This window comes from Polaromonas sp. P1_F9, assembly GCF_056405615.1.
The window spans coordinates 12,079-36,029 of sequence record NZ_JBFUBT010000006.1 but is presented as its reverse complement, the minus strand read 5'-3'; the positions used below and the strand labels follow the sequence as shown (position 1 = coordinate 36,029).

The following is a 23,951-nucleotide window of genomic DNA, read 5'->3' as shown; positions in this document are numbered from 1 at the left end:
ACGCCGCGGAACCGGCTTTGCCGGGCCGCAGGCGTTGCCCCCTGCAAGGGGGAAAGGCGCTACACGCAGTGAGTGTCCGATGGGGGTGTTCATCAGTTTCTGACTGGTTTGCCGGTGCTCATCATTCCCATGATTCGCTCTTGCGTTTTCGGGTGTTCGAGCAGCGAGCAGAACGCCTTGCGCTCCAGCGTCATCAAATACTCTTCCGTCACCAGCGTGCCGGCATCGACATCACCGCCGCACACCACGCCGGCGATCAGACTGGCGATGTGGAAGTCGTGCGCACTGATGAAGCCGCCGTCGCGCATATTGACCAATTGGCCCTTGATGGTGGCCAGGCCGCTGCGGCCCACCACCGGGAACTGGCGCTTGTGCGGCGCACGGTAGCCGGAGTTGAACAGTGCGCGCGCTTCATTCAGCGCCACGAACAGCAACTCGTCCTTGTTCGGCACGATCACGTCGCTGTCGAGCAGGTAACCGATCTTGCGGCTTTCGATGGCACTGGTGCCCACCTTGGCCATCGCGGCGGCCGTGAAGCCTTCGGTGAGGAAAGGCAGGATGTCCTTGTTGGTCGAGGTGCCGGCGTTCTCCGCTGCACGGCGGGCGATGTAGGCCAGGCCACCGGCGCCGGGCACCAGGCCCACGCCGACTTCGACGAGGCCGATATAGCTTTCCATCGCAGCCACGCGTTTGGCGGAGTACACCGCCATTTCGCAGCCACCGCCCAGCGCCAAGCCGCGTATGGCCGACACCACGGGAACCGCCGCGTAGCGCAGCTTGAGCATCACGTTCTGCAGTTCGGCCTCAGCGCCCTCGATCGCCTTGGCGCCGCCCATCATGAAGGCGGGCAGCATGGCCTGCAGGTCGGCGCCTGCGGAGAACATCTCATCGTTAGACCAGATCACCATGCCCTTGTAGCTTTTCTCGGCCAGGTCCACACCCATCGCCAGACCTTCGGCCACGTCCGGGCTGATGGCGTGCATCTTGGTCTTGATGCTGGCGATCAGCACGTCGCCATCCGCACCTTCCAGCGTCCAGAGGCGGATCGCGTCGTCTTCATGCAGCGTGGTGCCTGCCGTCTCAAAAGCAGGTGCCTTGGCACCGAGCACGTCTTCGGGGAAGAACTGGCGCTCATACACCGGCAGCTTGCGGCGCGGGATGAATTTTTTGGCCGAGGCGCTCCACGAGCCTTCGGCCGTGTGCACGCCAGCGGCGTCGGCCACCGGGCCCTTGAACACCCAGTCAGGCAGCGGCGCCTTGGACAGCGCCTTGCCGGCGTCAATGTCTTCCTGGATCCAGGTCGCGACCTGCTTCCAGCCGGCCTGTTGCCAGAGTTCGAACGGGCCCTGCTTGGAGCCAAAGCCCCAGCGCATGGCGAAGTCGATGTCGCGTGCGGTTTCGGCGATGCTTTCCAGGTGCACCGCAGCATAGTGAAACTGGTCGCGCAGGATGGCCCAGAGAAAACGCGCTTCAGCGCCTTCGGCTTCGCGCAAGAGCTTGAGGCGTTCGCCCGCGGGCTTCTTCAGCACGCGGCCGACGACTTCATTGGCCTTGGCGCCGGCGGGCACGTATTCCATGCTCTCCGGGTCCAGGCGCAGGATGTCGCGGCCTTGCTTTTTATAGAAGCCGGCGCCGGTCTTCTGGCCCAGGCTTTTGGATTGGAGCAACTTGGCCAGCACGGGCGGCGTGCCGTAGACATCGGAGAACGGGTCTTCGACCTTGCCGGGGCCCAGGTTGTCTTGCAGCGTCTTGATGACGTGGGCCATGGTGTCCAGGCCCACCACGTCGGCGGTGCGGAAGGTGCCCGAGCTCGCGCGGCCCAGCTTCTTGCCGGTGAGGTCGTCGACCACGTCATAGGTCAGACCGAAAGTTTCGGCTTCCTTGATGGTAGCCAGCATGCTGGCGATACCCACGCGGTTGGCGATGAAGTTGGGCGTATCGTGCGCACGGATCACGCCCTTGCCCAGCGCGCTGGTGACAAAGGCCTCCAGGTCGTCCAGCACCTTGGGTTCGGTGGTCGGCGTGTTGATCAGCTCCACCAGCGTCATGTAGCGCGGCGGGTTGAAGAAGTGAATGCCGCAAAAGCGCGGTTTGATGGATTCAGGCAGCGCCTCGCTCAGCTTGGTGATCGACAGGCCCGAGGTGTTGCTGGCCACGATGGCACCTTCGGCAATGAAGGGCGCGATCTTGTGATACAGATCAGTCTTCCAGTCCATGCGCTCGGCAATCGCCTCGATGATGAGGTCGCATTCCTTGAGCAGCTCCATGTTCTCTTCGTAGTTGGCCTGCTGGATCAGCGCCGCGTCTTCAGGCACGCCCAGTGGTGCGGGCTTGAGCTTCTTGAGGCTTTCGACCGCCTTGATGACGATACCGTTTTTCGGGCCTTCCTTGGCAGGCAGGTCGAACAGGATCACGGGCACCTTGACGTTGACCAGGTGGGCGGCAATCTGCGCGCCCATGACGCCTGCGCCGAGGACGGCGACTTTCTTGACTTGGAATCGTGACATGGAGTTCTTTCTCTGAATCTGAGTGGATGGAGAGCCGCTGTGCTTACTGCACACGGATCCAGGTCTGGGTACGGCCGAAGGGGCCGATGAATCCGCGGACTTCCATCTTCTTGCCGCCTTCAATCGGGGTCATCTTGAGGGAGTAGCTTTTGCCGTTATCGGGGTCGAGGATCTTGCCGCCCTCCCAGACATCGCCGTCGGGCGACTTCTTGGCGCCGCGAATGATCTCGAGGCCTAGCCGGGGCTTGTCCTTGCGGTCATCGCTGCATTCGGTGCACACGTCGTCGGGCTTGACGCCGGGGGACAGGCGTTTTTCGACCTTGCCGTTGAGCACGCCGCCGGCTTCAGCGATGCGGATTTCGACTTTCGGGTCGCCGGTTTTTTCGTCAAAGCCGCGCCAGAGGCCGACCGGCGTGTTCTGGGCCAGCGCCGGGATAGCCATCAAGCCCAAAACAATCATCAGCAGTTTGCGTTTCATGGTGTCTCCCGTTGATTTATTCAAAAGACTCAGGCCAGCGCTTCGTCAGTTTCCATCAGCGCCTTGCTGCCCGAGCGCGCGGTGCGCATCAGCGTCGCGGTTTCGGGGAACAGCTTGGCGAAGTAAAAACGTGCGGTCTGCAGTTTGGCGACATAGAACTTGTCCGTGTTGCCGGCAGCAATTTCACGCAGCGCGGTTTGCGCCATCAATGCCCAGAAGTAACCAAACACCAGGTGGCCGGCCACGCGCAGGTAGTCCACTGCGGCGGCGCCCACTTCGTCGGGGTTCTGGAAGCCCTTGAAGCCCAGCTCGGTGGTGAACTTGGTCATCTGGTCGGCCAGATAAGCCAGCGGGTTGATGAACTCGGCCATCTTTTCGTTGACGCCTTCCTCGGCGATCAGGGCGCCGATGACCTTGCCGAATTTCTTCAGCGTGGCGCCGTTGTTGCCCAGTACCTTGCGGCCCAGCAGGTCCAGCGACTGGATGGTGTTGGTGCCTTCGTAAATCATGTTGATGCGGTTGTCGCGCACAAACTGTTCCATGCCCCACTCTTTGATGAAACCGTGGCCGCCGAAGACCTGCATACAGGCGTTGGTCGAGATGTGGCCGTTGTCGGTCAGGAAGGCTTTGACGATGGGCGTGAGCAGGGCGACGATTTCGCCGGAATCCTTGCGCACTTTTTCGTCGGGGTGGTGCAGTTCCTTGTCGAGCAGTAGCGTGCAATAGATCGCCAGCGCGCGGCCGCCCTCGGCATAGGCCTTGGCTGTCAGCAGCATCTTGCGCACATCGGGGTGCACGATGATGGGGTCAGCCGGTTTGTCTTTGGCCTTGACGCCGGAGAGCGAACGCATCTGGATGCGGTCTTTGGCGTAGGCCAGCGCATTTTGAAAGGCCACTTCGGTCAGGCCCAGTGACTGGTTGCCCACGCCCAGGCGGGCGGCATTCATCATCACGAACATGGCGGCCAGGCCCTTGTTGGGCGCGCCCACCATGGTGCCGACAGCGTCTTCGAGCACCATCTGCGCGGTGGCGTTGCCGTGGATGCCCATCTTGTGCTCCAGGCCGCCACAGTAAATGCCATTGCGCGAACCAAGAGCGCCATCTTTGCCTATGTTGAACTTGGGCACGGCGAAGAGACTGATGCCTTTGCTGCCCTGGGGCGCGTCAGGCAGGCGGGCCAGCACCAGGTGCACGATGTTGGTGGCCATGTCGTGTTCACCGGCACTGATGAAGATCTTGTTGCCAGTCAGGCGGTAGGTGCCGTCAGGCTGCGGCTCGGCCTTGGTGCGCAACAGGCCCAGGTCGGTGCCGCAATGCGGCTCGGTCAGGCACATGGTGCCTGTCCATTCGCCGCTGGTGAGCTTGGGCAGGTAGAGTTTTTTCTGCTCGTCGGTACCGTGCGCATGCAGGGCTTCATAGGCGCCGTGCGACAGCCCCGGGTACATGGTCCAGGCCTGGTTGGCCGAGTTGAGCATTTCGTAGAGGCACTGGTTCAGCACAAACGGCAGGCCCTGGCCGCCGTATTCCGGGTCGCAGCTGAGCGCGGCCCAGCCGCCTTCGACGTACTGCGCGTAAGCTTCCTTGAAGCCTTTGGGCGGCGTGACTTCGTGCGTGGTCTTGTCGAGCTTGCAGCCCTCTTCATCGCCGCTGATATTCAGCGGAAAGGTCACCTCGGCAGCGAACTTGCCGGCTTCTTCGAGCACCGCGTTGATGGTTTCCACGTCAACGTCTGCATGCTTGGGAATGGCCTTGAACTCATCGGTGACCTTGAGCACTTCGTGCATGACGAATTGCATGTCGCGCAGGGGCGGGCTGTACTGGGGCATGGTGGATTCCTTTTGCTTAAACTGGTTTGGAAGGGGATGCCTTGCTGGAAGCTTTCTTCGGCAAGGTGGAAAGGGAGGCGTTGCTGCCATAACGCGTCAGGATGTTGGCAAAGCCTGTGTTGGCGCGGTCCATGGAGCCGGGCGTCTTCAGGAAGCGGGCTTCGTAGTGCAGCGCCAGGATCAGGCCGTGGATTTCAAACGCCATCTGGTGCTCGTCGGCGTCAGCATGCAGGTGACCGGCCTCTTTGGCCTGCACCACGGCGCGGTACATGGCCGCCAGCCAGGTGCGCACCGAGCCCGCCAGCGCGTCGCGCACCGGGCCGGGCCTGTCGTCAAATTCAACGGCGCCGCTGATGTAAAGGCAGCCCGAATCGATTTCGAGCGAGGTGCGCTTCATCCAGTTGTGAAACAGCGCCGCCAGACGCGGCAGGCCGCGCGGCTGCTGCAGGGCCGGGAAGAAGACCTCTTCTTCAAAGCGCACGTGGTATTCACGGATGACGGAAATCTGCAGTTCTTCGCGCGAGCCGAAATGGGCGAACACGCCCGACTTGCTCATGCGCATGACCTCGGCCAGCGCGCCAATGCTCAGGCCTTCCAGCCCGATCTGCGTGGCCAGGCCCAGCGCGGCATCCACGATGGCGGCCTTGGTCTGCTGGCCTTTTTGCTGGCTTTTGGCCACGGCGCTGCCCGTTGCCGGGGCGCGGGAGGCTTTAGCGGGAAGTTCTGTGATGGCCATGAGGTGCTACAAAATAAAACGAACGGTCGTTCTATTTTGCAACACTTTGATGACCATGCAAAGGCCATAGGCTTTTCTAGGGCATTCGGCCTAGGACCAACACGGGTAAACCCTCGCTATTGGTCCACCCCCTTACGGCCCACTTCGTGTAGCCCCCCGCAGAGGGCGGCGCATTACACGAGATGGAAAACGTGGTGGCTACTTCTTGTAGGGCACAACGGTTTGATGCTGCTCGCCCAGGCCTTCAATACCCAGGGAGATTTTGTCGCCCTTCTTCAGGTACACAGGCGGCTTCATGCCCAAACCTACGCCGGGTGGCGTGCCTGTAGTGATGACATCGCCGGGCTCCAGCGTCATGAACTGGCTCACGTAGCTGACGATTTTGGCGACGCTGAAGATCATGGTCTTGGTGTTGCCGTTTTGCACGCGCTTGCCGTTCACTTCCAGCCACAGGCCCAGCTTTTGCGGGTTGGGCACTTCATCGCGCGTGACCAGCCAGGGGCCGAGCGGGCCGAAGGTGTCGCAGCCTTTGCCCTTGTCCCAGGTGCCGCCGCGCTCAATCTGGAACTCGCGCTCGCTCACGTCGTTGATGGTGCAGTAGCCGGCCACGTAGTCGAGCGCTTCCTTTTGCGACACGTAACGCGCTGTCTTGCCGATGATCACGCCGAGCTCGACTTCCCAGTCGGTCTTGACCGAGCCCTTGGGCAGCATGATGGGATCGTTCGGGCCCTGGATGCAGCTGGTGGCTTTCATGAAAACCACCGGCTCGGCGGGAATCGGCAAGCCCGATTCGGCCGCGTGGTCAGCGTAGTTCAGGCCGATGGCGATGAACTTGGGCACGCCATTGACCGGGCTGCCGTAACGCGGCGACCCTTTGACCAGCGGCAGCTTGTCGGCCTTGAGCTTGCGCAGTTTGGCAATCGCAGCATCGCCAAGCTGATCGGGGCCGATGTCCTTGATGACAGCGCTCAGATCGCGCAGCTTGCCGTTGGCATCAATAAGGCCGGGCTTTTCCTTGCCGGGGTTGCCATAGCGAACGAGTTTCATGGTTTTTCCTTCTGGTTAATGATTCAGTATGTAGAACGTCCGCCCGACAGATCGAAAACGGCGCCGGTTGAGAACGAGCAATCTTCAGTGCACAGCCAGCCAACCATGGCGGCCACCTCATCAGGCGTGCCGAAGCGGCCCATGGGGATTTTAGAAAGCATGAACTGTATGAACTCGGGCGTCATCTGCTCAAAAATCGGCGTTTTCACCGCGGCCGGTGTGATGCAATTGACGCGCACGCCGGTATCGGCGAGTTCCTTGCCCAGGGATTTTGTCAGGGCGATCACCGCGGCCTTGCTCGCGCTGTAGGCGCTGGCATTCGGGTTGCCCTCCTTGCCGGCCACCGAGGCGACGTTGACGATACGGCCATAGTTGCGTGCACGCATGTGCGGCACGATTTCACGGCAGCAGAAGAACAAGCCGTTGAGGTTGACCTGCTGCACCTGCATCCATTGCTCGGGCGGGTAGTCCCACAGCTTGACGTTGGGGCCGGTGATGCCGGCCGAGTTGACAAGCGCATCGATGGCCGGGTTATGCGAAACGGTTTGCTGGACCGCGTCCACCACGCTAGCGTGGCTGGCCACATCGACGGCCACAGTATGCACCCCGGCGCCCAGCGCGCCCCTGGCCGCGGCCAGTGCCTCGGGGTTGATGTCCCACAGCGTCACCGTGCCGCCCGACGCCAGCATGCGCTGAGCCACCGCAAAACCCAGGCCGACCGCACCACCGGTGATGACCGCATGGCGCCCTTTCAGGTCCAGCTGGTTCATATGGTGATGCCACCGTCCACGTTGTAGGCCTGGCCGGTCACAAAAGCAGCCTCGTCGCTGGCCAGAAAGACCACCAGCGGGGCAATCTCATGCGCCTGCGCCAGGCGCCCTAACGGCTGGCGTGCGATGAAGGCCTTGCGGGCCGCCACGGGATCCTCGTTGGCATTGATACGGTCCTGCAGCGAAGGCGTGTCTACCGTACCAGGGCAAATTGCATTGCAGCGCACGCCATCGGCCACAAAGTCGGCCGCGACGCTTTTGGTGAGGCCAATCACGGCCGCCTTGGTGGTGCCATACACAAACCGGTTGGGCAGGCCTTTGATGCTGCTGCAGACGCTGGCCATGTTGACAATGCTGCCGCCCTTTTTGGCCTGCATGCCGGGCAGCACGGCCTGGATCATCCAGAACTGGGCCCGCACGTTGAGGTTGAAGGCGAACTCAAGGTCGGCATCGGTGGCCTGCAGGGCTGTGCCCCCGTGGACAAAACCGGCGCAGTTAAAAAGAATGTCCATGGGCGGCAGGCCGCCTACCAGTTTCTGGATCGCCGCCTTGTCCAGCACGTCCAGGGGCAGCGCCGTGATGTTGGCCGCCCCTTTGTAGCTTTCCAGCAGCTCGGGTTTCAGGTCGGTGGCCCAGACCTGCGCGCCTTCGGCCGCCAGCGCCAGCGCTGTGGCATGGCCGATTCCCTGGCCGGCTGCGGTAACCAGCGCTTTTTTTCCTTCAAGTCTCATCTTCACTCCTACAGGGTTTTGCCGGATGTTGTCCCGGGGGTTTCATGGGATTATTAATTGGTCTTACCACTTGTCCAATTCTGGCTAACCCTTAAAACCCCACTTTTCCATCGTTTTCCCTCCATGCCCCTGCAAACCGTCGAACCGCAACGCCTTTACCGCCAGATCGCCGAGCAGCTGCGCTCACTGATCTCGGCCGGCGAATGGGCCGTAGGCGCGCGCCTGCCGGCCGAACGCGACCTGGCGCGCCAGCTGGGCGTAAGCCGGCCTTCGGTGCGCGAAGCGCTGATCGCGATGGAGGTTGAAGGCTGGGTCGAAGTACGCACCGGCTCGGGTGTCTATGTTCTGGACCGAAGCAAGCCTGCCAGCCACGACGGCAATGGAAGTGGCCGGGCCGAGCAGATATCGCCCGACGAATGGGGACCTCTGGAATTGATACGCGCCCGCCGCGTGGTGGAAGGCGAAGTCGCCGCCATGGCCGCGACCCAGGCCAAGCGCAAACACATGGACGCGATGGACAAGGCCATCGCCAGCATGCAGCTTGACGCCGACCGCGGCGTTCTGCCGCTGGAAGGCGACCGCGCTTTTCATACCGCCGTCGTCGAGTCTTGCGGCAACGTGGTGCTGATTGAAACCATACAGCGCTTCTGGGACTCGCGTCGCGGCCCGTTGTTCGAGCGGCTGGGCGGGCATTTTGAAACCGTTGAATCCTGGCGCTCGGCGATTGCGGAGCACCAGGCCATTTTTGATGCGGTGCGCAACCATGACCCGGATGCCGCGCGTGCGGCCATGCATGCGCACATGGACCAGTCGCACAAGCGTTTCAGCGTGAGCTGGAGCCGGACCAAAAACCAGGAGGTACAAAAGAAATGACTCGTCGCGATTTCTTTCAGCGCTCACCTCACTCCTGATTTCCCTTCCAACAAAAAAACGAAAGCGAGACAAGCATGAAGTTTCTGACACCCCGCAAATTGCTGGCGACAGCCCTTATGGCGCTCACCAGCCTTTGCGGCAACACCTGGGCGCAGGCCTACCCGAACAAGCCCATTGAAGTGATGGTGGCCTTCCAGCCTGGCGGCGGCACCGACTCGCTGGCGCGCGCCTATGCCGAAGCCGCCAAGAAATACACCACGCAATCGCTTGTGGTCTATAACAAACCCGGCGCCAGCGGCGCTATCGGCCTGGCCGACGTGGTCAACGCCAAGCCCGACGGCTACAAGATTGCCATGCTGTTTGTGGAGGTAACCATCCTGCCGCACATGGGCATCACCAGGATCACACAGGACGACTTCATCCCCATTGCCCGCCTGAATGCCGACCCGGCTGCCATCACCGTGAAAGCGGACTCACCCTACAACACGATTGAAGAGTTCCTCGCCGCCGCCAAAAAGACCGGCAGCGACGTGAAGGTCGGCAACGCCGGCAACGGCTCGATCTGGCACCTGGCGGCCGCGTCGCTGGAAGAAAAAACCGGCGCGAAGTTCAACCACATCCCCTACCAGGGCGCAGGCCCCGCCGTGCTGGCCCTGCTGGGCGGTCATGTGGACGCAGTAGGCGTGAGCCCGGCTGAGGTTGCCGTGCATGTGGCGGCCGGCAAGCTGAAGATTTTGGGTGTGATGGCCGACCAGCGCGTCAAGGGTTTTGAGAGCGTGCCCACCCTCAAGGAACGCAACATCGACCTGTCCATCGGCACCTGGCGCGGCCTGGGCGTGGCCAAAGGCACACCGCCTGAAGTCGTGGAAACCATCCGGACCTTCAGCAAAAAGGCGGCCGAAGAGCCCATCATGCGCGAAGTGATGGACAAACTGAACCTTGGCTACGCCTATGCCGACGGCCCTGCCTTCAAGGCGCAAATGGTGCGCGACAACGACAACTTCAAACAACTTGTGACCAAGCTCAACCTGAAGAACTGAGCAATGAGCCTGTTCAATGTCTAAACGAGGCCGCGCAAGCACCTTCTCGGGATGGGATGCAAGGCGCGGTGCGACGCCCATAGCCCGGCTATGGGCTAGCGCCGCAACGACGCAGACCGCCCGAGAAGGCACTTGCCCTCCGGGTTGGGGTGAAATCGCGCGATTGAGCCACCCGGTCACTTGCATGGGCATGAGCCCATGCGGCGTGCCCGGTCGGCCCACTCATCGCGATTGCATCCCAACGCGGCCTCGTTTAGACATTGAACAGGCTCAGACCCCAGGCTTCACGAGGGTGCGCGCTGGCGCGCATCGTCGATTTCCTTTCTGCCAGCAACCACCCTTCGAGGAGACAACATGAACGCATTCAATAAAAAAAGATTCGCTATCAAAACCATAGCCGCTTGCGCCCTACTGGCAGGCACTGTGGGCTTTTCCGGCATCGCATCGGCGCAGACCAAGCTGAAATGGGCGCACGTCTATGAGACCTCCGAGGCTTACCACAAGTGGTCGGTCTGGGCCGCCGACGAAATCAAGAAGCGCACGAGCGGCCGCTACGAGATCCAGGTGTTCCCGGCTTCCACGCTGGGGAAGGAAAGCGACATCAACCAGGGCCTGCAGCTGGGCACCGTCGACATCATCATCTCGGGCGCTTCCTTTGCGGCCCGGAGCTTTCCGCGCATCGGCGTGGCCTACTACCCCTACACCTTCCGCGACCCGGAGCACCTGCTGAAATACGCGAAAAGCGACGTCTTCAAGGAACTGACCGACGGCTACAAGCAGAAGACCGGGGTCCAGACCGTGGCCGTCACCTACTACGGCGCGCGCCACTCCACCAGCAACAAACCCTTCAAGACCTGCGAAGAGATGAAGGGCCTGAAAATGCGCGTGCCCGACGTGCCGGCCTACATGGCCCTGCCACGCGCCTGCGGCGCCAACCCGACGCCAATCGCTTTTGCCGAGGTCTACCTGGCTCTGCAAAACGGTACGGTCGACGCGCAGGAAAATCCGCTGCCCACCATCGAAGCCAAGAAGTTCTATGAAGTCCAGAAGAACATCATCCTGACCGGCCACATCCTCGATTCGCTGGTCACGCAGATCGGCCCCCATGTCTGGACCAAGCTCAGCGATGCCGACAAGAAAGTCTTCACGGATGTGATGCAGGAAGCGGCCGCCAAAGCCACGGCCGACATCCAGAAACGTGAAGCCGAACTGGTGGACGAGTTCAAGAAAAAAGGCATCAACATGATTACGGTCAACAAGGACGAGTTCCGCGATCACATCGTCAAGGCCGTGGACATGGCCTCGATGGGCTACGACCGGAAGGACTGGGACCGCATCCAGGCCATCAAATAAGTCTTGCCTTCCTGGGCCTGCACTTCACGCCCTTTCCTCCACCGGAGGAAAGGGCCTCATTACCCAATACTTCACCATCATGACTTCCATTCCCGACATTGACGCCCTGCCCAAGGTCATGGGCGACGACGGCGAGTTCCACGCCACGGATGAAGCCGTTGACCTGTCCGACACGCCCGTTGAAGCCTGGGCGGCGCTGTTTTTCTTCTGGGCACTGGGCCTGACGGTTTTCTACCAGTTCTTCACGCGTTATGTGATGAACGATTCCGCCGCCTGGACGGAAGAAATCGCACGCTACCTGCTGATTGCCACCGTCTTCGTCGGCGCCGCCATCGGCGTGGCCAAGAACAACCATATCCAGGTCGACTTCTTCTACCGCTTCATGCCCACGTGGCTGGCACGGGCCATGGCCCTGCTGACCGATGTGCTGCGCATCGCCTTCCTGGGCGCCATGGTCGTGCTGACCTGGCAAATGATGGACAAGATGGGCAACTACAAGATGACCATCATCGACCTGCCGATGAACCTGGTGTATGGCGTTTGCCTGGTGGGGTTTGCGGCCATGGCCGTGCGCTCGGTCTGGGTCATGCGCATTCACCTGCAGCGCGGCTACAGCGTGCTGGAACGCCCTGAATCCACGATGGAGGACCGCTGAATGTTGAAGGTTATTTTTCTCTTCCTGATGAGCGGCGGCCTGCCGGTGGCCATGGCCATGGCCGGGGCGTCGCTGGTCTACATCCTGTTCACCAACAGCTCGCCGCCCTTTGTGGTGGTTCACCGCATGGTCAGCGGCATCGATAGTTTTCCGCTGCTGGCCGTGCCGTTCTTCATCCTGGCCGGCAACCTGATGAACAACGCCGGTATCACCAACCGCATCTACAACTACGCACTGGCGCTGGTCGGCTGGATGAAGGGCGGGCTGGGCCACGTCAACGTCGTCGGCTCGGTGGTGTTTGCCGGCATGAGCGGCACCGCCATTGCCGATGCAGCCGGCCTCGGCACGATCGAAATCAAGGCCATGAAGGACCACGGCTACAGCACCGAGTTTGCGGTGGGTGTGACGGCAGCGTCGGCCACACTGGGCCCCATCATTCCGCCCAGCCTGCCCTTTGTGATCTACGGCATGATGGCCAATGTCAGCGTCGGCGCGCTATTTCTGGCGGGCATTTTGCCGGGTGTCATGATGGCCATCCTGATGATGCTGACGGTGGCTTACTTCGCGCACAAGAACGGTTGGGGTGCCGACGTCCCCTTCGCATGGAGCCGCCTGAACAAGGCGCTGGTGGAGACCGCCGTGGTCGTGGGATGGCCGTTGCTGTTGTGGCTGCTGATCGGCAAACTTAACTTTCCGCCGCAGATCACCGTGGCCGTCGCACTGGTAGCGCTGTTTGCGGCCGACAAAGCCTTCAATTTCCAGGCCGTCTTGCCCATCATGACGCCCGTGCTGCTGATAGGTGGCATGACCACCGGCATCTTCACCCCCACGGAAGGCGCGATTGCCGCCTGCGTCTGGGCGCTGATCCTCGGGTTTGCCTGGTACCGCACGCTGACCTTCAAGAGCTTTGTGAAGGTCTGCCTTGATACGGTCGAGACCACCTCCACCGTGCTGTTCATTGTGGCCGCGGCATCGATCTTCGGCTGGATGCTCACCGCCACCGGCGTGACCACCGACATCGCCAAATGGGTGCTGGATTTCACCAAGGAGGCCTGGGTCTTCCTGCTACTGGCCAATTTGCTGATGCTGTTTGTGGGCTGCTTCCTTGAGCCGACCGCAGCCATCACGATTCTGGTGCCAATCCTGGTGCCGATTGCCACGCAGCTGGGTGTGGACCCGATCCACTTCGGGCTGGTGATGGTGCTGAATTTGATGATCGGCCTGCTGCATCCGCCCATGGGCATGGTGTTGTTTGTGCTGGCCCGCGTGGCCAAGCTGTCGGTGGAACGGACCACCATCGCCATCCTGCCCTGGCTGTTTCCGCTGCTGGGCAGCCTGGTCATCATCACCTATTTCCCCAAATTGGTACTCTGGTTGCCGAAGATGTTTTACTGAAAGTGAAACAATCACCCTGAGACGCCTTCGGCGCCTCCCCTTCGAGGGGGCGCCACCTGCGGCCCGGCGAAGCCGGTTCCGCGATGGCCCCCCGATAAAAGCACAGAAACTCAGACCATGACCCCGTTTATTCGCCTCCACCCCGCCGATGATGTCCTGATTGCCCGAGCCCAGCTGGTGGGCGGCACCGAGGTCGAAAACATCACCGTACGCGGCCTGATCCCTGCCGGCCACAAGATCGCCACGCGCGCGCTGGCCCTGGGTGAGCCCGTGCGGCGCTACAACCAGATCATCGGTTTTGCCAGCAAACCCATCGCGCCGGGTGAGCACGTGCATACGCACAACCTCAACATGGGCCCCGACAAGGGCGACTTTACGCGCGACTACGCATTCGGCGCCGACGTGAAGCCGGCACCGGCCAGGCGCGAGGCGACTTTCATGGGCATCAAGCGGCCGGACGGCCGTGTCGCCACGCGCAACTACATCGGGATTCTCTCCAGCGTCAACTGCTCGGCCACCGCCGCGCGGGCGATTGCCGACCATTTCTCGCGGCAGAACAACCCTGCAGCGCTGAAAGATTTTCCCAATGTCGACGGCGTGGTGGCGTTGACGCATGGCACCGGCTGCGGCATGGACAGCGATGGCCTGGGCCTGCAGATCCTGCAGCGTACGCTGACCGGCTACGCCACGCACCCGAACTTCGCGGGGGTGTTGGTGGTGGGCCTGGGCTGCGAGTCCAACCAGATCAATGCCTGGCTGGCCCACGGCAGCCTGCGCGAAGGTGAAACCCTGCGCGTCTTCAGCATCCAGGACACGGGTGGCACGGCCAAGACGGTGGCCAAGGGCATCGCAATGATCAAGGAAATGCTGCCGCAGGCCAATGCCGTCAAGCGCGAGCCCTGTAGCGCCGCGCACATCACTATCGGCCTGCAGTGCGGCGGCTCCGACGGTTACTCGGGTATCAGCGCCAACCCGGCGCTGGGCGCAGCGGTGGACTTGCTGGTGGCCCACGGCGGCACAGCCATCCTCAGCGAAACGCCCGAAATTTACGGCGCCGAACATTTGCTCACGCGGCGCGCCGTGCGGCCCGACATCGCCGAAAAGCTGATCTCTCGCATCAAATGGTGGGAGCACTACACCCAGATCAACGAAGGCGAGATGAACAACAACCCGTCGCCGGGCAACAAGGCCGGCGGCCTGACCACCATCCTGGAAAAGTCGCTGGGTGCGGTGGCCAAGGGCGGCACCTCCAACCTGGAGGCTGTCTATGAATACGCCGAACCCGTGAAGGACCACGGCTTCGTCTACATGGACACGCCGGGCTACGACCCGGTCAGCGCCACGGGCCAGGTGGCCGGTGGCGCCAACATCATCTGCTTTACCACCGGCCGCGGCTCGGCTTACGGCTGCGCGCCCTCGCCTTCGCTCAAGCTCGCCACCAATTCGGCGCTGTGGCATCGGCAGGAAGAGGACATGGACATCAACTGCGGCGAGATCATCGACAGCGGCGTGACGGTTCAGGAGATGGGACAGCGCATTTTCGAGATGGTGCTGGCCACCGCATCGGGCGAACCGAGCAAGAGCGAAAAGCACGGTTACGGACAAAACGAATTCGTGCCCTGGCAAGTCGGCGCGGTGATGTAAGGGCCTTTGACATGCAAAAAGTGCTTCAAGCCCAATATCTACGGGCGCAAGCAGCTACTATATTTATAGCAGCCGGCAGCACGGCGGCCGAAGCGGAAAAAATCGCCGCCAACCTTGTCATGGCCAACCTGAGCGGCCATGACTCGCACGGCATCGGCATGCTTCCGCGCTACGTCGATGCGGTGCTCGAAGGTGGCCTGACGCCCAACGCCCAGGTCAAAACCCTGCTCGATACCGGCTCGCTGCTTAGCCTGAACGGCCAGCGCGGTTACGGTCAGGTGATCGGCGAGCAGGCGATGGCGCTCGGCATGGCACGTGCCAAAACCCATGGCAGCTGCATCATGGCGCTGGCCGAGTCGCACCATCTGGGGCGCATAGGCCATTTCGCCGAGATGGCCGTGGCCCAGGGGCTGGTGTCGCTGCACTTCGTCAACGTCATGACGCGGCCCGTGGTGGCGCCCTGGGGCGGCGCAGACGGCCGCTACGGCACCAACCCCTGCTGCATAGGCATACCACTCAAGGACAGCCCGCCCTTTGTGCTGGACTTCGCCACCAGCCGCGTGGCCCAGGGGAAAATGCGCGTGGCGCACAACCAGGGCAAATCCGTCCAGCCGGGCCTGCTGATCGACGAACACGGCCAGCCCACCACCAACCCCGGCGTGGTGGTGGTGCCGCAGCCGAACGGTTTTTTTGGCGCGCTCATGCCGTTCGGCGAGCACAAGGGTTACGGCCTGGCGGTGGCATGCGAGCTGCTGGGCGGCGCGCTTACCGGCGGCGGCACCTGGCACCACCCCACAAGCAGCGCACGTGCGGTCTACAACAGCATGCTCACGATCCTGATCGATCCGGGCAAGCTGGGCACCCAGTCGGCCATGGAAATGGAAGCGCTGGCTTTCGTCGAATGGCTGCGCAAAAGTCCGCCGGCCGATGGTGTGGACGCTGTGCAGATTGCCGGTGAGCCGGAACGCCGCGCGCGGCTTGAACGCGAACAGGGCGGCATTGAAATGGACGGCGAAACCTGGCGCGAAATCGTCGCAGCCGGCCAGAAGGTCGGCGTAAGTGTGCCGGACTGAGCACCGAACGCTATCAAATCAGTAGCTGCTCGCGCAGACTTCATAAGGGCTAGCGGCCAAAATGATCCCTAATTTCACTGAAAAACCATGATTCCACCGATTCAAGACCAGGTTGCGCTTGTCACCGGTGCCAATGCCGGTATGGGCCTGGCCACGGTACATGCCCTGCTGGCCGCCGGTTACCGCGTGGCGGCCACCGACCTCAGCACCGAACGTGTGGCCGCCGAGCTTGCCGCGTATGGTGACCACCTGGCCTGCTTCACCATGGACGTGAGCGAGCAGGCCCAGGTGCATGCCGCCTGCGACGCCATCGAAGCGCGTTTTGGCCGTATCGACGTCTGCGTCAACAACGCCGGTTTCCTGCAGTACGCCAACTGCGAACAGACCACGCCGGAGCTCTGGCACAAGACCCTGCGCGTCAACCTCGACGGCGTCTTCTACGTCAGCCAGCGCGTAGCGCCCGGCATGAAGGCGCGTGGTTTCGGCCGCATCGTGAACGTGTCGTCCTACGGTGCCAAAACCGGGGGGTTGTCGCCGCTGCCCGCCTATGCGGCCAGCAAGGGCGGCGTGATCTCGCTGACCTTCAGCTTTGCCCGCGAATACGCCGCGTTCGGCGTGACCTGCAATGCGCTGGCCCCGACCTTCGTGAAGACCCAGATGCTGACCGGGCAGGTCAGTGCCGAGCGGCAGGCCGAACTGCGCCAGAAGATACCGGTGGGCCGCTTCTGCGAGCTCGAAGAGTTTGCCCACTGCGTGCTGTTCCTGGCCCACCCGATGAGCGGCTTCATCACCGGCGAAGTGCTGGACCTCAATGGCGGCCTGCAGTTTGACTGAGTGCGCGATGCTGAACACCCGCGCTTTGCCGGAAATCGCCACGCGAGGCATCGGCGTCCCCACTTATCCACGCCGCAGTACTGTGGGCGTGGTGCATCTGGGTCTGGGTGCCTTCCACCGTGCGCACCAGGCACTGGTATTCGATACCCTGCTGCAGCGCGGTGATGCGCGCTGGGGTGTGCTGGGCGTCGCCATGCGCAGCACTGAGCTGGCCGACACCATGGCCGCGCAGGACGGCCTGTATGCCGTGCAGGTCGCCAGCAGCACCGGCGTGCAGTGGCAGGTCGGCGGCGCCATCTGGCAAACCTGCGTGGCCGCCCGCGAGCCTGCGCAGGTGGTGCAGGCACTGGCCGCGCCGTCTACCCGCTGGGTGACGTTGACGGTCACCGAAAAAGGTTACGCCCCGGCACTGGCCCAGCTGCTGGTGCAAGGCCTGGCGGCGCGCCGCACAGCGGGCCTGCCCGGGTTGACGCTGGCTTCCTGCGACAACCTGGCAAACAACGGCCGCAAGTTGCAGGCTTTGTGCATCGATGCCGCACAAAAAGAAAACCCGGTGCTGGCGCAATGGATCAGCACCGCCTGCGCCTTCCCGAACAGCATGGTGGACCGCATCGTGCCGGCCGCAACCGGCGAGCGTCTGGCCGCTGCCGGGCAGGCTCTCGGCGTGGCTGACCAGGCCGCACTGGGCACCGAAGCTTTCTGGGAATGGGTGCTTGAACGCCGCTTTGCCGATCCTGCGGACGGTGACGTACTGGCGGCCGCTGGCGTCACGGTGGTGGACGACGTGGCGCCGTTTGAAGAAGCCAAATTGCGCATGCTCAACGGCAGCCACACGGCCATGGCCTGCATGGGCGCGGCAGCGGGCTGGCCTGTCGTCAGCGACTGCATCGCGCGGGCTGCAGTGCATCGCTTCATCCACGGCCTGATGACGCAGGAAATCGGCCCCCAGCTCAGCCGCCCGGACTGGCCCGCCTACCGCGACGCGCTGCTGGCACGTTTTGCCAACCCCGAGTTGCAGCACAAGGTGCACCAGATCGCCACTGACAGCTCGCAGAAGATCCCGCAGCGCTGGGTGCCTTCAGTGGTCGATGCCCTGCGCGCGGGCCAGCCCGTGGAACGGCTGGCTTTTGCAGGGGCAGCCTGGATGCGCTACCTGCGCGGCAGCAACGAACAGGGGCAGCCCTATGCCATAAACGACCCGATGGCCGAAACGCTGAGAGCCCTCGCGCTTGACCACACCGGTGACGCTGCAGCGACAGTGCAAGCCCTGGGTACGCTGCAGGCCATCTGGGGCGAGACCCTGCCGCAGCAAGCGCAATGGCTGGCCCGCATGACCCACTGGCTGGCCCAGATCAACCAGCGCGGCATGCTGGCCGCCCTGGACCAACTTCACTCCCACCCCATCTGAACACCATGAAAATCACCAACGCCCGCGTCATCGTCTGCAGCCCCGGCCGCAATTTCGTTACCCTGAAAATAGAAACCGACGAAGGCCTGACCGGCATTGGCGACGCCACGCTCAACGGGCGCGAGCTGTCTGTCGTGAGCTACCTGACCGAGCATGTCATCCCCTGCCTGATCGGACGCGATGCGCACCAGATCGAGGACATCTGGCAGTACCTGTACAAGGGCGCTTACTGGCGGCGCGGCCCGGTGACCATGAGCGCGATCGCCGCGGTGGACACCGCCCTCTGGGACATCAAGGCCAAGGCCGCCAACATGCCGCTGTACCAGCTGCTGGGCGGAAAGAGCCGCACCGGCGTGATGGTCTATGGGCATGCCAATGGGAAAGACATTGCGCAGACCGTGGACGAGGTGTTGCGCTACAAGGAGATGGGCTACCAGGCCATACGCGCGCAGAGCGGCGTGCCAGGCCTGGACAAGGTTTATGGCGTCGGCAAGGGCACGCTGTTTTACGAACCGGCTGATGCTGACCTGCCCAGCGAACACGACTGGAGCAGCGAAAAATACCTGCTGCACACCCCGAAGCTGTTCGATGCAGTGCGTACCGCCGTCGGGCCGGACATTCATTTGCTGCACGACGTGCATCACCGCCTGACGCCGATCGAGGCGGGCCGGCTGGGCAAATCACTGGAGCCCTATCACCTGTTCTGGATCGAAGACGCGACGCCTGCCGAGAACCAGGAGGCTTTTCGCCTGATCCGCCAGCACACGACCACGCCGCTGGCCGTGGGCGAGATTTTCAACACCATCTGGGACTGCAAGGACTTGATCCAGAACCAGCTGATCGACTACATCCGCGCAACGGTGGTGCATGCCGGCGGCATCACCCATCTGCGGCGCATTGCCGACTTTGCGGCGATGTACCAGGTGCGCACAGGCTGCCACGGTGCTACCGATTTGTCACCGGTCTGCATGGGTGCAGCGCTGCAATTTGACACCTGGGTGCCCAACTTCGGCGTGCAGGAATACATGCGCCACACCGAGCAGACCGATGAGGTGTTTCCGCACAGCTATCGTTTTGACAAGGGCTTTATGCACTGCGGCGAAACGCCGGGCCATGGCGTGGAAATCGACGAGAAGCTCGCCGCGAAATACCCGTATCAGCGCGCCTACCTGCCGGTGAACCGGTTGCAACACGACGGGACCCTCTGGAATTGGTAGGGACTGACTTACCCCTATCGGACGCGCACTTCGTGTCGCGCCTTTTCCCCTTCCAGGGGACGAAAGAAGATTCACCCCTGCTGGCGCTCACTTCGTGTAGCGCCCCCTCCCCTTGCAGGGGACAGGCGCCTTGAGACCGGCAAAGCCGGTCCCGGCCCCCGCTAGATAAGAATCCGTGCCCTTAGGCCAGGATCGTCGCGAGGCTGGCTTCTAAGTGCTCTGATGGCAGGCGTTTAAAGCCTGAGCGGGCAAAGCGCTGCAGGCGGCCGACCATGAAGGCAACGATCACGGAGGCGCGCACCTGGGCGTCAACTGTGGGAGTCGCCGCGCCGCTGGCGGCCGCTGCGTCGCGCAGGCTTTGCTTGAGGCTGGATTCCAGTTTGTCGAAGAACTGGTTCATGCGCTCTTGCAGGCGGTCGTTTTCAAACACCAGCGCATCGCCCACCATGACGCGGGTCATGCCGGGGTTCTTTTCGGCAAACTGCAGGATCATGACCACCAGCTTGCGGGTGCGGGCTGAGTGGTCGGGTTCACGTTCACCAATCTGGTTGATCAGTGTGAAGACACTTTGCTCGATGAATTCGATCAGGCCTTCGAACATCTGCGCCTTGCTGGCGAAATGGCGGTAAAGGGCGGCTTCGCTCACATCCAGCTTGGCTGCCAGGGCGGACGTCGTGATGCGCTCAGCGCCCGGCTGCTCCAGCATGGTGGCCAGCGCCTGCAGAATCTGGACCCGGCGCTCACCCGGTTTGGGGCGCTTGCGCACCGCAGGCTCGGCTGGCGTGACGTGCGGGCTCAGTTCGGATTCAGACGCTAAGTCGGACATAGGCGATGAAGTAGGAAATGTTTCAAAAAACCGGGAATCGTTGCAATTGATTCTCGCACAGCCAGGTGACAGTTCGACTCTCACCGTGCCCGGGTTTTCTCCCATGAGGCGAAGGCGCAACGTTCTGTTCCGTAACAGCAAGCGCTTACTGTGGTGGGCGAGCTACAAACTCAATCGAACCCGTAATCCGTACGGTCCGGCGGGGCCAGTCCCGGTGTGGTCAAGCTCCAGCTGCGAATGGTGAACCCGGGCGATTTCGCTGGCAATGGCCAGGCCCAGGCCATTGCCCTCGCCCGCCGTCCCCTGCACGCGGTAAAAGCGCTGCAGCGCCATGCTGCGCTCGTCCGGGGCTATGCCAGGACCGTCGTCTTCCACTTCCAGGAAGACGCCCCAGCGCTGGTGCTCGGCAGCAGCGCCGCCAGGACCAGGCTGTTTCAGACTCTCGGTCACAGCGAAGCCGGCCGTCGGGCCGCAACGGATCGTGACCGTGCCGCCGGGCGGCGTGTATTTGACGGCGTTGTCCACCAGATTACCCAGCAACTCGCGCAGCAGCCACTCGTAACCGCTGACCTGTGCAGGCTGGGTTTCCAGCCCCAGGTCAATGCCCTTGCGCATGGCAGCATCCAGATGCAGCGGCAGGATCGACTCGCAGAGGTCCTTCAGGTCTACCCGCTGCATGGGCTGGGCACCGGCGGCCGACGCATCGGCACGCGAGAGCGCCAACAGCTGGTTGGCGAGTTGCGATGTCCGGCGTGTTGCATTGCGCAGCTTGATGATTTTTTCAGCCGTCAAGGTCACCGCCCCGTCCGAGCCCGAGGCCTCAGCCACTTTGGCCGCTTGTGCCCAGGCCTCGACCTGGGCCTGCAGCCCGGCCAGAGGCGTGCGCAGCTGGTGCGCGGCATCAGCCACAAACCGCCGCTGCCCCTCCGCCTGGTCGTTCACCAGGCCAAAAAGGCGGTTCAAGGCACTCACCAGCGGCTGGACCTCGGCCGGCGTAGCCAGCGGGTCGATGGCACTCAAGTCGCGCGGGTTGCGGCGCTCCACCGCGTCCTTGAGCTCAATCAATGGCTTGAGCGCGCGCGTGACGGCCCAGTTGACGGCAAAACCCGCCGCCACGACCAGGATCAGGTTCGGCAGCAGCACCTTGAACAGCACGGAGCGCACCCATTGCTGACGCGGGTCGGATCCATCCGCCAGCTGGACAATCAGCTCACCCACCGCAGTTTTCATGCGCTGCGCGGCAATCCGGTAGGTCACGCCGTTGTATTCGATGCTGTGGAATTCGGGCTCGTGCGTGGCGGGCAGCAGTTCGGGAATCCAGGGCTCACCAGCCAGAAAGTCCCCTTCCGCATCAGCAAGGCGAAATCCGGCGAAGCCGGTCCGGCCCTTGAGGAAATCATCCACGGCAGGAGCCAGGAGCAGCACAGGCGCACTTTCCCGGGTGGCGCCCGGCGCCACCACCGAATCGGCCAGCAAGGGAATCAGCCGAAGCAACTGCTGATCTTTTTGCAGGGCGACATCGCCGGCCGTCTGGTAGTCGAAATAAATGCTCACCAGCGCAAAAGTCCCCAGCGGGAAAAGCAGCAGCAGCAGCAGCCGGCGCTGCAAGCCGGATTTCATGGCGGCAGGCACAAACGCGTTACCGCCAGTGCGCGCAGCCAGCGCACGCAGGCGGTCTTTCAGGCGAACGGCCCGGGACTGGCCGACAGGGTTCATGCCTGCGCCGCCTATTCAGCGCCAGCGCTGGACGGCATCCCCGGGGAAGCTTCCACCAGCTCCAGCCGATAGCCAAAGCCGCGAATGGAGCGTACGGCTATGCCGTGCGGCTCCAGCTTGCCGCGCAGACGCGAGATGTACACCTCAATGGCATTGGGCGTGATCTCCTTGTCCCAGCCGGTCATGGCCTGCAGCAGCTTGTCTTTGCTGGCCGGCTTGGGCGCGTGGATCAGCAAATACTCCATCACCGTCCATTCGCGCGGTCCGAGCTCTATCAGCTGGCCGTTGGCGCGGGCCTCGCGGTTGGCCGTGTCCAGCTCCAGCGCCCCAAAACTCAGTGTGGCGCTGGTGGCGGCCTGGGAGCGGCGCAGCAGCGCGCGCAGGCGCGCCAGCAACTCAGGCAGCTCAAAAGGCTTGACCATGTAGTCATCCGCTCCCAGGTCCAGCCCCTGCACACGGTCCTGCAGGGCATCGCGTGCCGTCAGGATGAGCACCGGCATGGCCATTCCGCCGCGGCGCAGGCGGCGCGTCAGTTCCAGCCCGTCAATGCGCGGCAGCCCGATGTCGATGATCGCCGCATCGAAGGTCTCGCCTTGCAGCACTTCCTCCGCGCGCTCGGCACTGCCGACCCAGTCGACGGCGTAGCCGGCGTCACTGAGCCCCAGCTTGATGCCGCTGGCCACCATCACGTCGTCTTCAACCAGTAAGAGTCGCATCTAGACTCCCCCCCGAGGCGCCTTCGGCACCTCCCCCTCAAGGGGGCGCCACCTGTGGCCCGGCAAAGCCGGTTCCACGGTGGCCGCTTGCAAGGGGGGTGGGCGCGCAATCACGGTATCTAGTGCGAGCGGATCATGGTGCCGTAAGCCTGGTCGGTCAGGATTTCCAGCAGCATGGCATGTGGCACCCGCCCATCGATGATGTGGACAGAATTCACACCGCTCTTGGCCGCGTCCAGCGCACCTTCGATTTTGGGCAGCATGCCGCCGGAAATCGTTCCGTCGGCAAACAGCTCGTCGATTTCACGGGCGCTCAGGTCGGTCAGCAGTTCCCCGGCCTTGTTCAGCACACCGGGGGTGTTGGTGAGCAGCACCAGTTTCTCGGCCTTCAGCACGGTGGCCAGCTTGCCCGCCACCACGTCGGCATTGATGTTGTAGCTCTCGTTTTCCTCGCCAAACCCGATCGGGCTGATCACCGGAATGAAGGCATCGTCCTGCAGCGCCTTGACCACGCTCGGGTCAATGCTGACGATGTCGCCCACAAAGCCGATGTCATGCTCCTTCGTCGGGTCATCCTTGTCGACCATCTTGAGCTTTTGCGCACGGATCAATCCGCCATCGCGGCCCGTCAGGCCTACGGCCTTGCCGCCGGCCTGATTGATCAGCCCGACGATGTCCTGCTGCACCTGGCCGGCCAGCACCCATTCCACGACCTCCATGGTTTCTTCGTCGGTGACGCGCATGCCCTGGATGAAATGCCCCTTCTTGCCCAGCCGGTTCAGCGCCGCCTCGATTTGCGGGCCGCCGCCGTGCACCACCACCGGATTCATGCCCACCAGCTTGAGCAGCACCACGTCTTCCGCGAAATCAGCCTGCAGGGCCGGATCCGTCATGGCGTTGCCGCCATATTTGATGACCATGGTTTTGCCGTGAAACTTGCGGATGTAGGGCAACGCCTGGGCCAGGATTTCGGCCTTGTCGCGCGGGCCTACATGGGAGAGGTCTGGGTCGTTGGCGGTATTGATGGTCATTCGCGGGGCCTTGTCGGGATGAAACAGGGGTCAGGTATTGCCGGGGAATATTGCCCGAATTGTGCCGTATCGCTG

General features: G+C 62.7%; 21 protein-coding genes. 10 read left to right on the top strand and 11 right to left on the bottom strand.

Features of this window, described 5'->3' with window-relative positions; genetic code table 11:
* Positions 1-92 precede the first annotated feature (92 nt).
* The 7 genes from AC1DYR_RS17555 to AC1DYR_RS17525 all read right to left on the bottom strand — a co-directional run bounded on the left by AC1DYR_RS17555 (position 93) and on the right by AC1DYR_RS17525 (position 8,095).
* The gene (locus tag AC1DYR_RS17555) at positions 93-2,507 is read right to left on the bottom strand and encodes a 3-hydroxyacyl-CoA dehydrogenase/enoyl-CoA hydratase family protein (RefSeq protein ID WP_477706234.1); all 2,415 of its coding nucleotides are present in this window, start codon (positions 2,505-2,507) and stop codon (positions 93-95) included.
* A gap of 43 nt (positions 2,508-2,550) precedes the next feature.
* A complete protein-coding gene (locus AC1DYR_RS17550) occupies positions 2,551-2,985 on the bottom strand; it encodes a DUF2147 domain-containing protein (protein ID WP_477706233.1) in 435 nt (144 codons plus the stop codon).
* Between the two features lie 29 nt (positions 2,986-3,014).
* Positions 3,015-4,811: an acyl-CoA dehydrogenase C-terminal domain-containing protein gene (locus tag AC1DYR_RS17545; RefSeq protein WP_477706232.1), complete on the bottom strand. Its 1,797-nt coding sequence runs from the start codon at positions 4,809-4,811 to the stop codon at positions 3,015-3,017.
* A 16-nt stretch (positions 4,812-4,827) separates the two neighbouring features.
* Complete coding sequence (locus tag AC1DYR_RS17540) at positions 4,828-5,547, bottom strand: TetR/AcrR family transcriptional regulator (RefSeq protein WP_477706231.1); 720 nt, start codon at positions 5,545-5,547, stop codon at positions 4,828-4,830.
* 198 nt (positions 5,548-5,745) lie between these two features.
* On the bottom strand, positions 5,746-6,594 hold the full coding sequence (locus tag AC1DYR_RS17535) for a fumarylacetoacetate hydrolase family protein (RefSeq protein ID WP_477706230.1): 849 nt from the start codon (positions 6,592-6,594) through the stop codon (positions 5,746-5,748).
* 23 nt (positions 6,595-6,617) lie between these two features.
* Complete coding sequence (locus AC1DYR_RS17530) at positions 6,618-7,364, bottom strand: SDR family NAD(P)-dependent oxidoreductase (RefSeq protein ID WP_477706229.1); 747 nt, start codon at positions 7,362-7,364, stop codon at positions 6,618-6,620.
* On the bottom strand, positions 7,361-8,095 hold the full coding sequence (locus AC1DYR_RS17525) for an SDR family oxidoreductase (protein ID WP_477668476.1): 735 nt from the start codon (positions 8,093-8,095) through the stop codon (positions 7,361-7,363). The genes AC1DYR_RS17530 and AC1DYR_RS17525 overlap by 4 nt, the downstream gene beginning before the upstream one ends.
* Positions 8,096-8,218: 123 nt before the next feature.
* On the opposite strand from AC1DYR_RS17525, the gene AC1DYR_RS17520 reads away from it, so the two are divergent.
* From AC1DYR_RS17520 to manD, 10 genes are all read left to right on the top strand, one after another.
* Positions 8,219-8,968: a FadR/GntR family transcriptional regulator gene (locus AC1DYR_RS17520; RefSeq protein ID WP_477706228.1), complete on the top strand. Its 750-nt coding sequence runs from the start codon at positions 8,219-8,221 to the stop codon at positions 8,966-8,968.
* A 74-nt stretch (positions 8,969-9,042) separates the two neighbouring features.
* Positions 9,043-10,008: a Bug family tripartite tricarboxylate transporter substrate binding protein gene (locus tag AC1DYR_RS17515; protein WP_477706227.1), complete on the top strand. Its 966-nt coding sequence runs from the start codon at positions 9,043-9,045 to the stop codon at positions 10,006-10,008.
* Positions 10,009-10,362: 354 nt separating this feature from the next.
* Complete coding sequence (locus tag AC1DYR_RS17510) at positions 10,363-11,361, top strand: sialic acid TRAP transporter substrate-binding protein SiaP (RefSeq protein WP_477706226.1); 999 nt, start codon at positions 10,363-10,365, stop codon at positions 11,359-11,361.
* 79 nt (positions 11,362-11,440) lie between these two features.
* Entirely contained in the window at positions 11,441-12,016 is a 576-nt protein-coding gene (locus AC1DYR_RS17505; protein ID WP_477706225.1) for a TRAP transporter small permease, read from the top strand.
* Positions 12,017-13,411: a TRAP transporter large permease gene (locus tag AC1DYR_RS17500; RefSeq protein WP_477706224.1), complete on the top strand. Its 1,395-nt coding sequence runs from the start codon at positions 12,017-12,019 to the stop codon at positions 13,409-13,411.
* A gap of 117 nt (positions 13,412-13,528) precedes the next feature.
* On the top strand, positions 13,529-15,055 hold the full coding sequence (locus AC1DYR_RS17495; protein WP_477648929.1) for a UxaA family hydrolase: 1,527 nt from the start codon (positions 13,529-13,531) through the stop codon (positions 15,053-15,055).
* Positions 15,056-15,066: 11 nt separating this feature from the next.
* Positions 15,067-16,128 carry a malate/lactate/ureidoglycolate dehydrogenase gene (locus AC1DYR_RS17490; RefSeq protein ID WP_477706223.1) on the top strand — a complete coding sequence of 354 codons (1,062 nt, stop codon included), beginning with the start codon at positions 15,067-15,069 and terminating at the stop codon, positions 16,126-16,128.
* A gap of 87 nt (positions 16,129-16,215) precedes the next feature.
* On the top strand, positions 16,216-16,962 hold the full coding sequence (locus tag AC1DYR_RS17485; RefSeq protein ID WP_477706222.1) for an SDR family NAD(P)-dependent oxidoreductase: 747 nt from the start codon (positions 16,216-16,218) through the stop codon (positions 16,960-16,962).
* Positions 16,963-16,969: 7 nt separating this feature from the next.
* Positions 16,970-18,370 carry a mannitol dehydrogenase family protein gene (locus AC1DYR_RS17480; protein WP_477706221.1) on the top strand — a complete coding sequence of 467 codons (1,401 nt, stop codon included), beginning with the start codon at positions 16,970-16,972 and terminating at the stop codon, positions 18,368-18,370.
* Between the two features lie 5 nt (positions 18,371-18,375).
* Complete coding sequence (gene manD, locus AC1DYR_RS17475) at positions 18,376-19,587, top strand: D-mannonate dehydratase ManD (RefSeq protein ID WP_477706220.1); 1,212 nt, start codon at positions 18,376-18,378, stop codon at positions 19,585-19,587.
* A gap of 181 nt (positions 19,588-19,768) precedes the next feature.
* Here manD and slmA read toward each other — a convergent pair whose 3' ends face one another.
* The 4 genes from slmA to argB form a co-directional block, all read right to left on the bottom strand.
* Positions 19,769-20,413, bottom strand: coding sequence for a nucleoid occlusion factor SlmA (gene slmA / locus AC1DYR_RS17470; protein WP_477668486.1), 645 nt, complete (start codon positions 20,411-20,413; stop codon positions 19,769-19,771).
* A gap of 162 nt (positions 20,414-20,575) precedes the next feature.
* Complete coding sequence (locus tag AC1DYR_RS17465; RefSeq protein WP_477706456.1) at positions 20,576-22,033, bottom strand: ATP-binding protein; 1,458 nt, start codon at positions 22,031-22,033, stop codon at positions 20,576-20,578.
* Between the two features lie 107 nt (positions 22,034-22,140).
* Entirely contained in the window at positions 22,141-22,845 is a 705-nt protein-coding gene (locus AC1DYR_RS17460; RefSeq protein WP_477706219.1) for a response regulator, read from the bottom strand.
* Positions 22,846-22,964: 119 nt separating this feature from the next.
* Positions 22,965-23,876: an acetylglutamate kinase gene (argB, locus tag AC1DYR_RS17455; protein WP_477706218.1), complete on the bottom strand. Its 912-nt coding sequence runs from the start codon at positions 23,874-23,876 to the stop codon at positions 22,965-22,967.
* Positions 23,877-23,951: the final 75 nt, after the last annotated feature.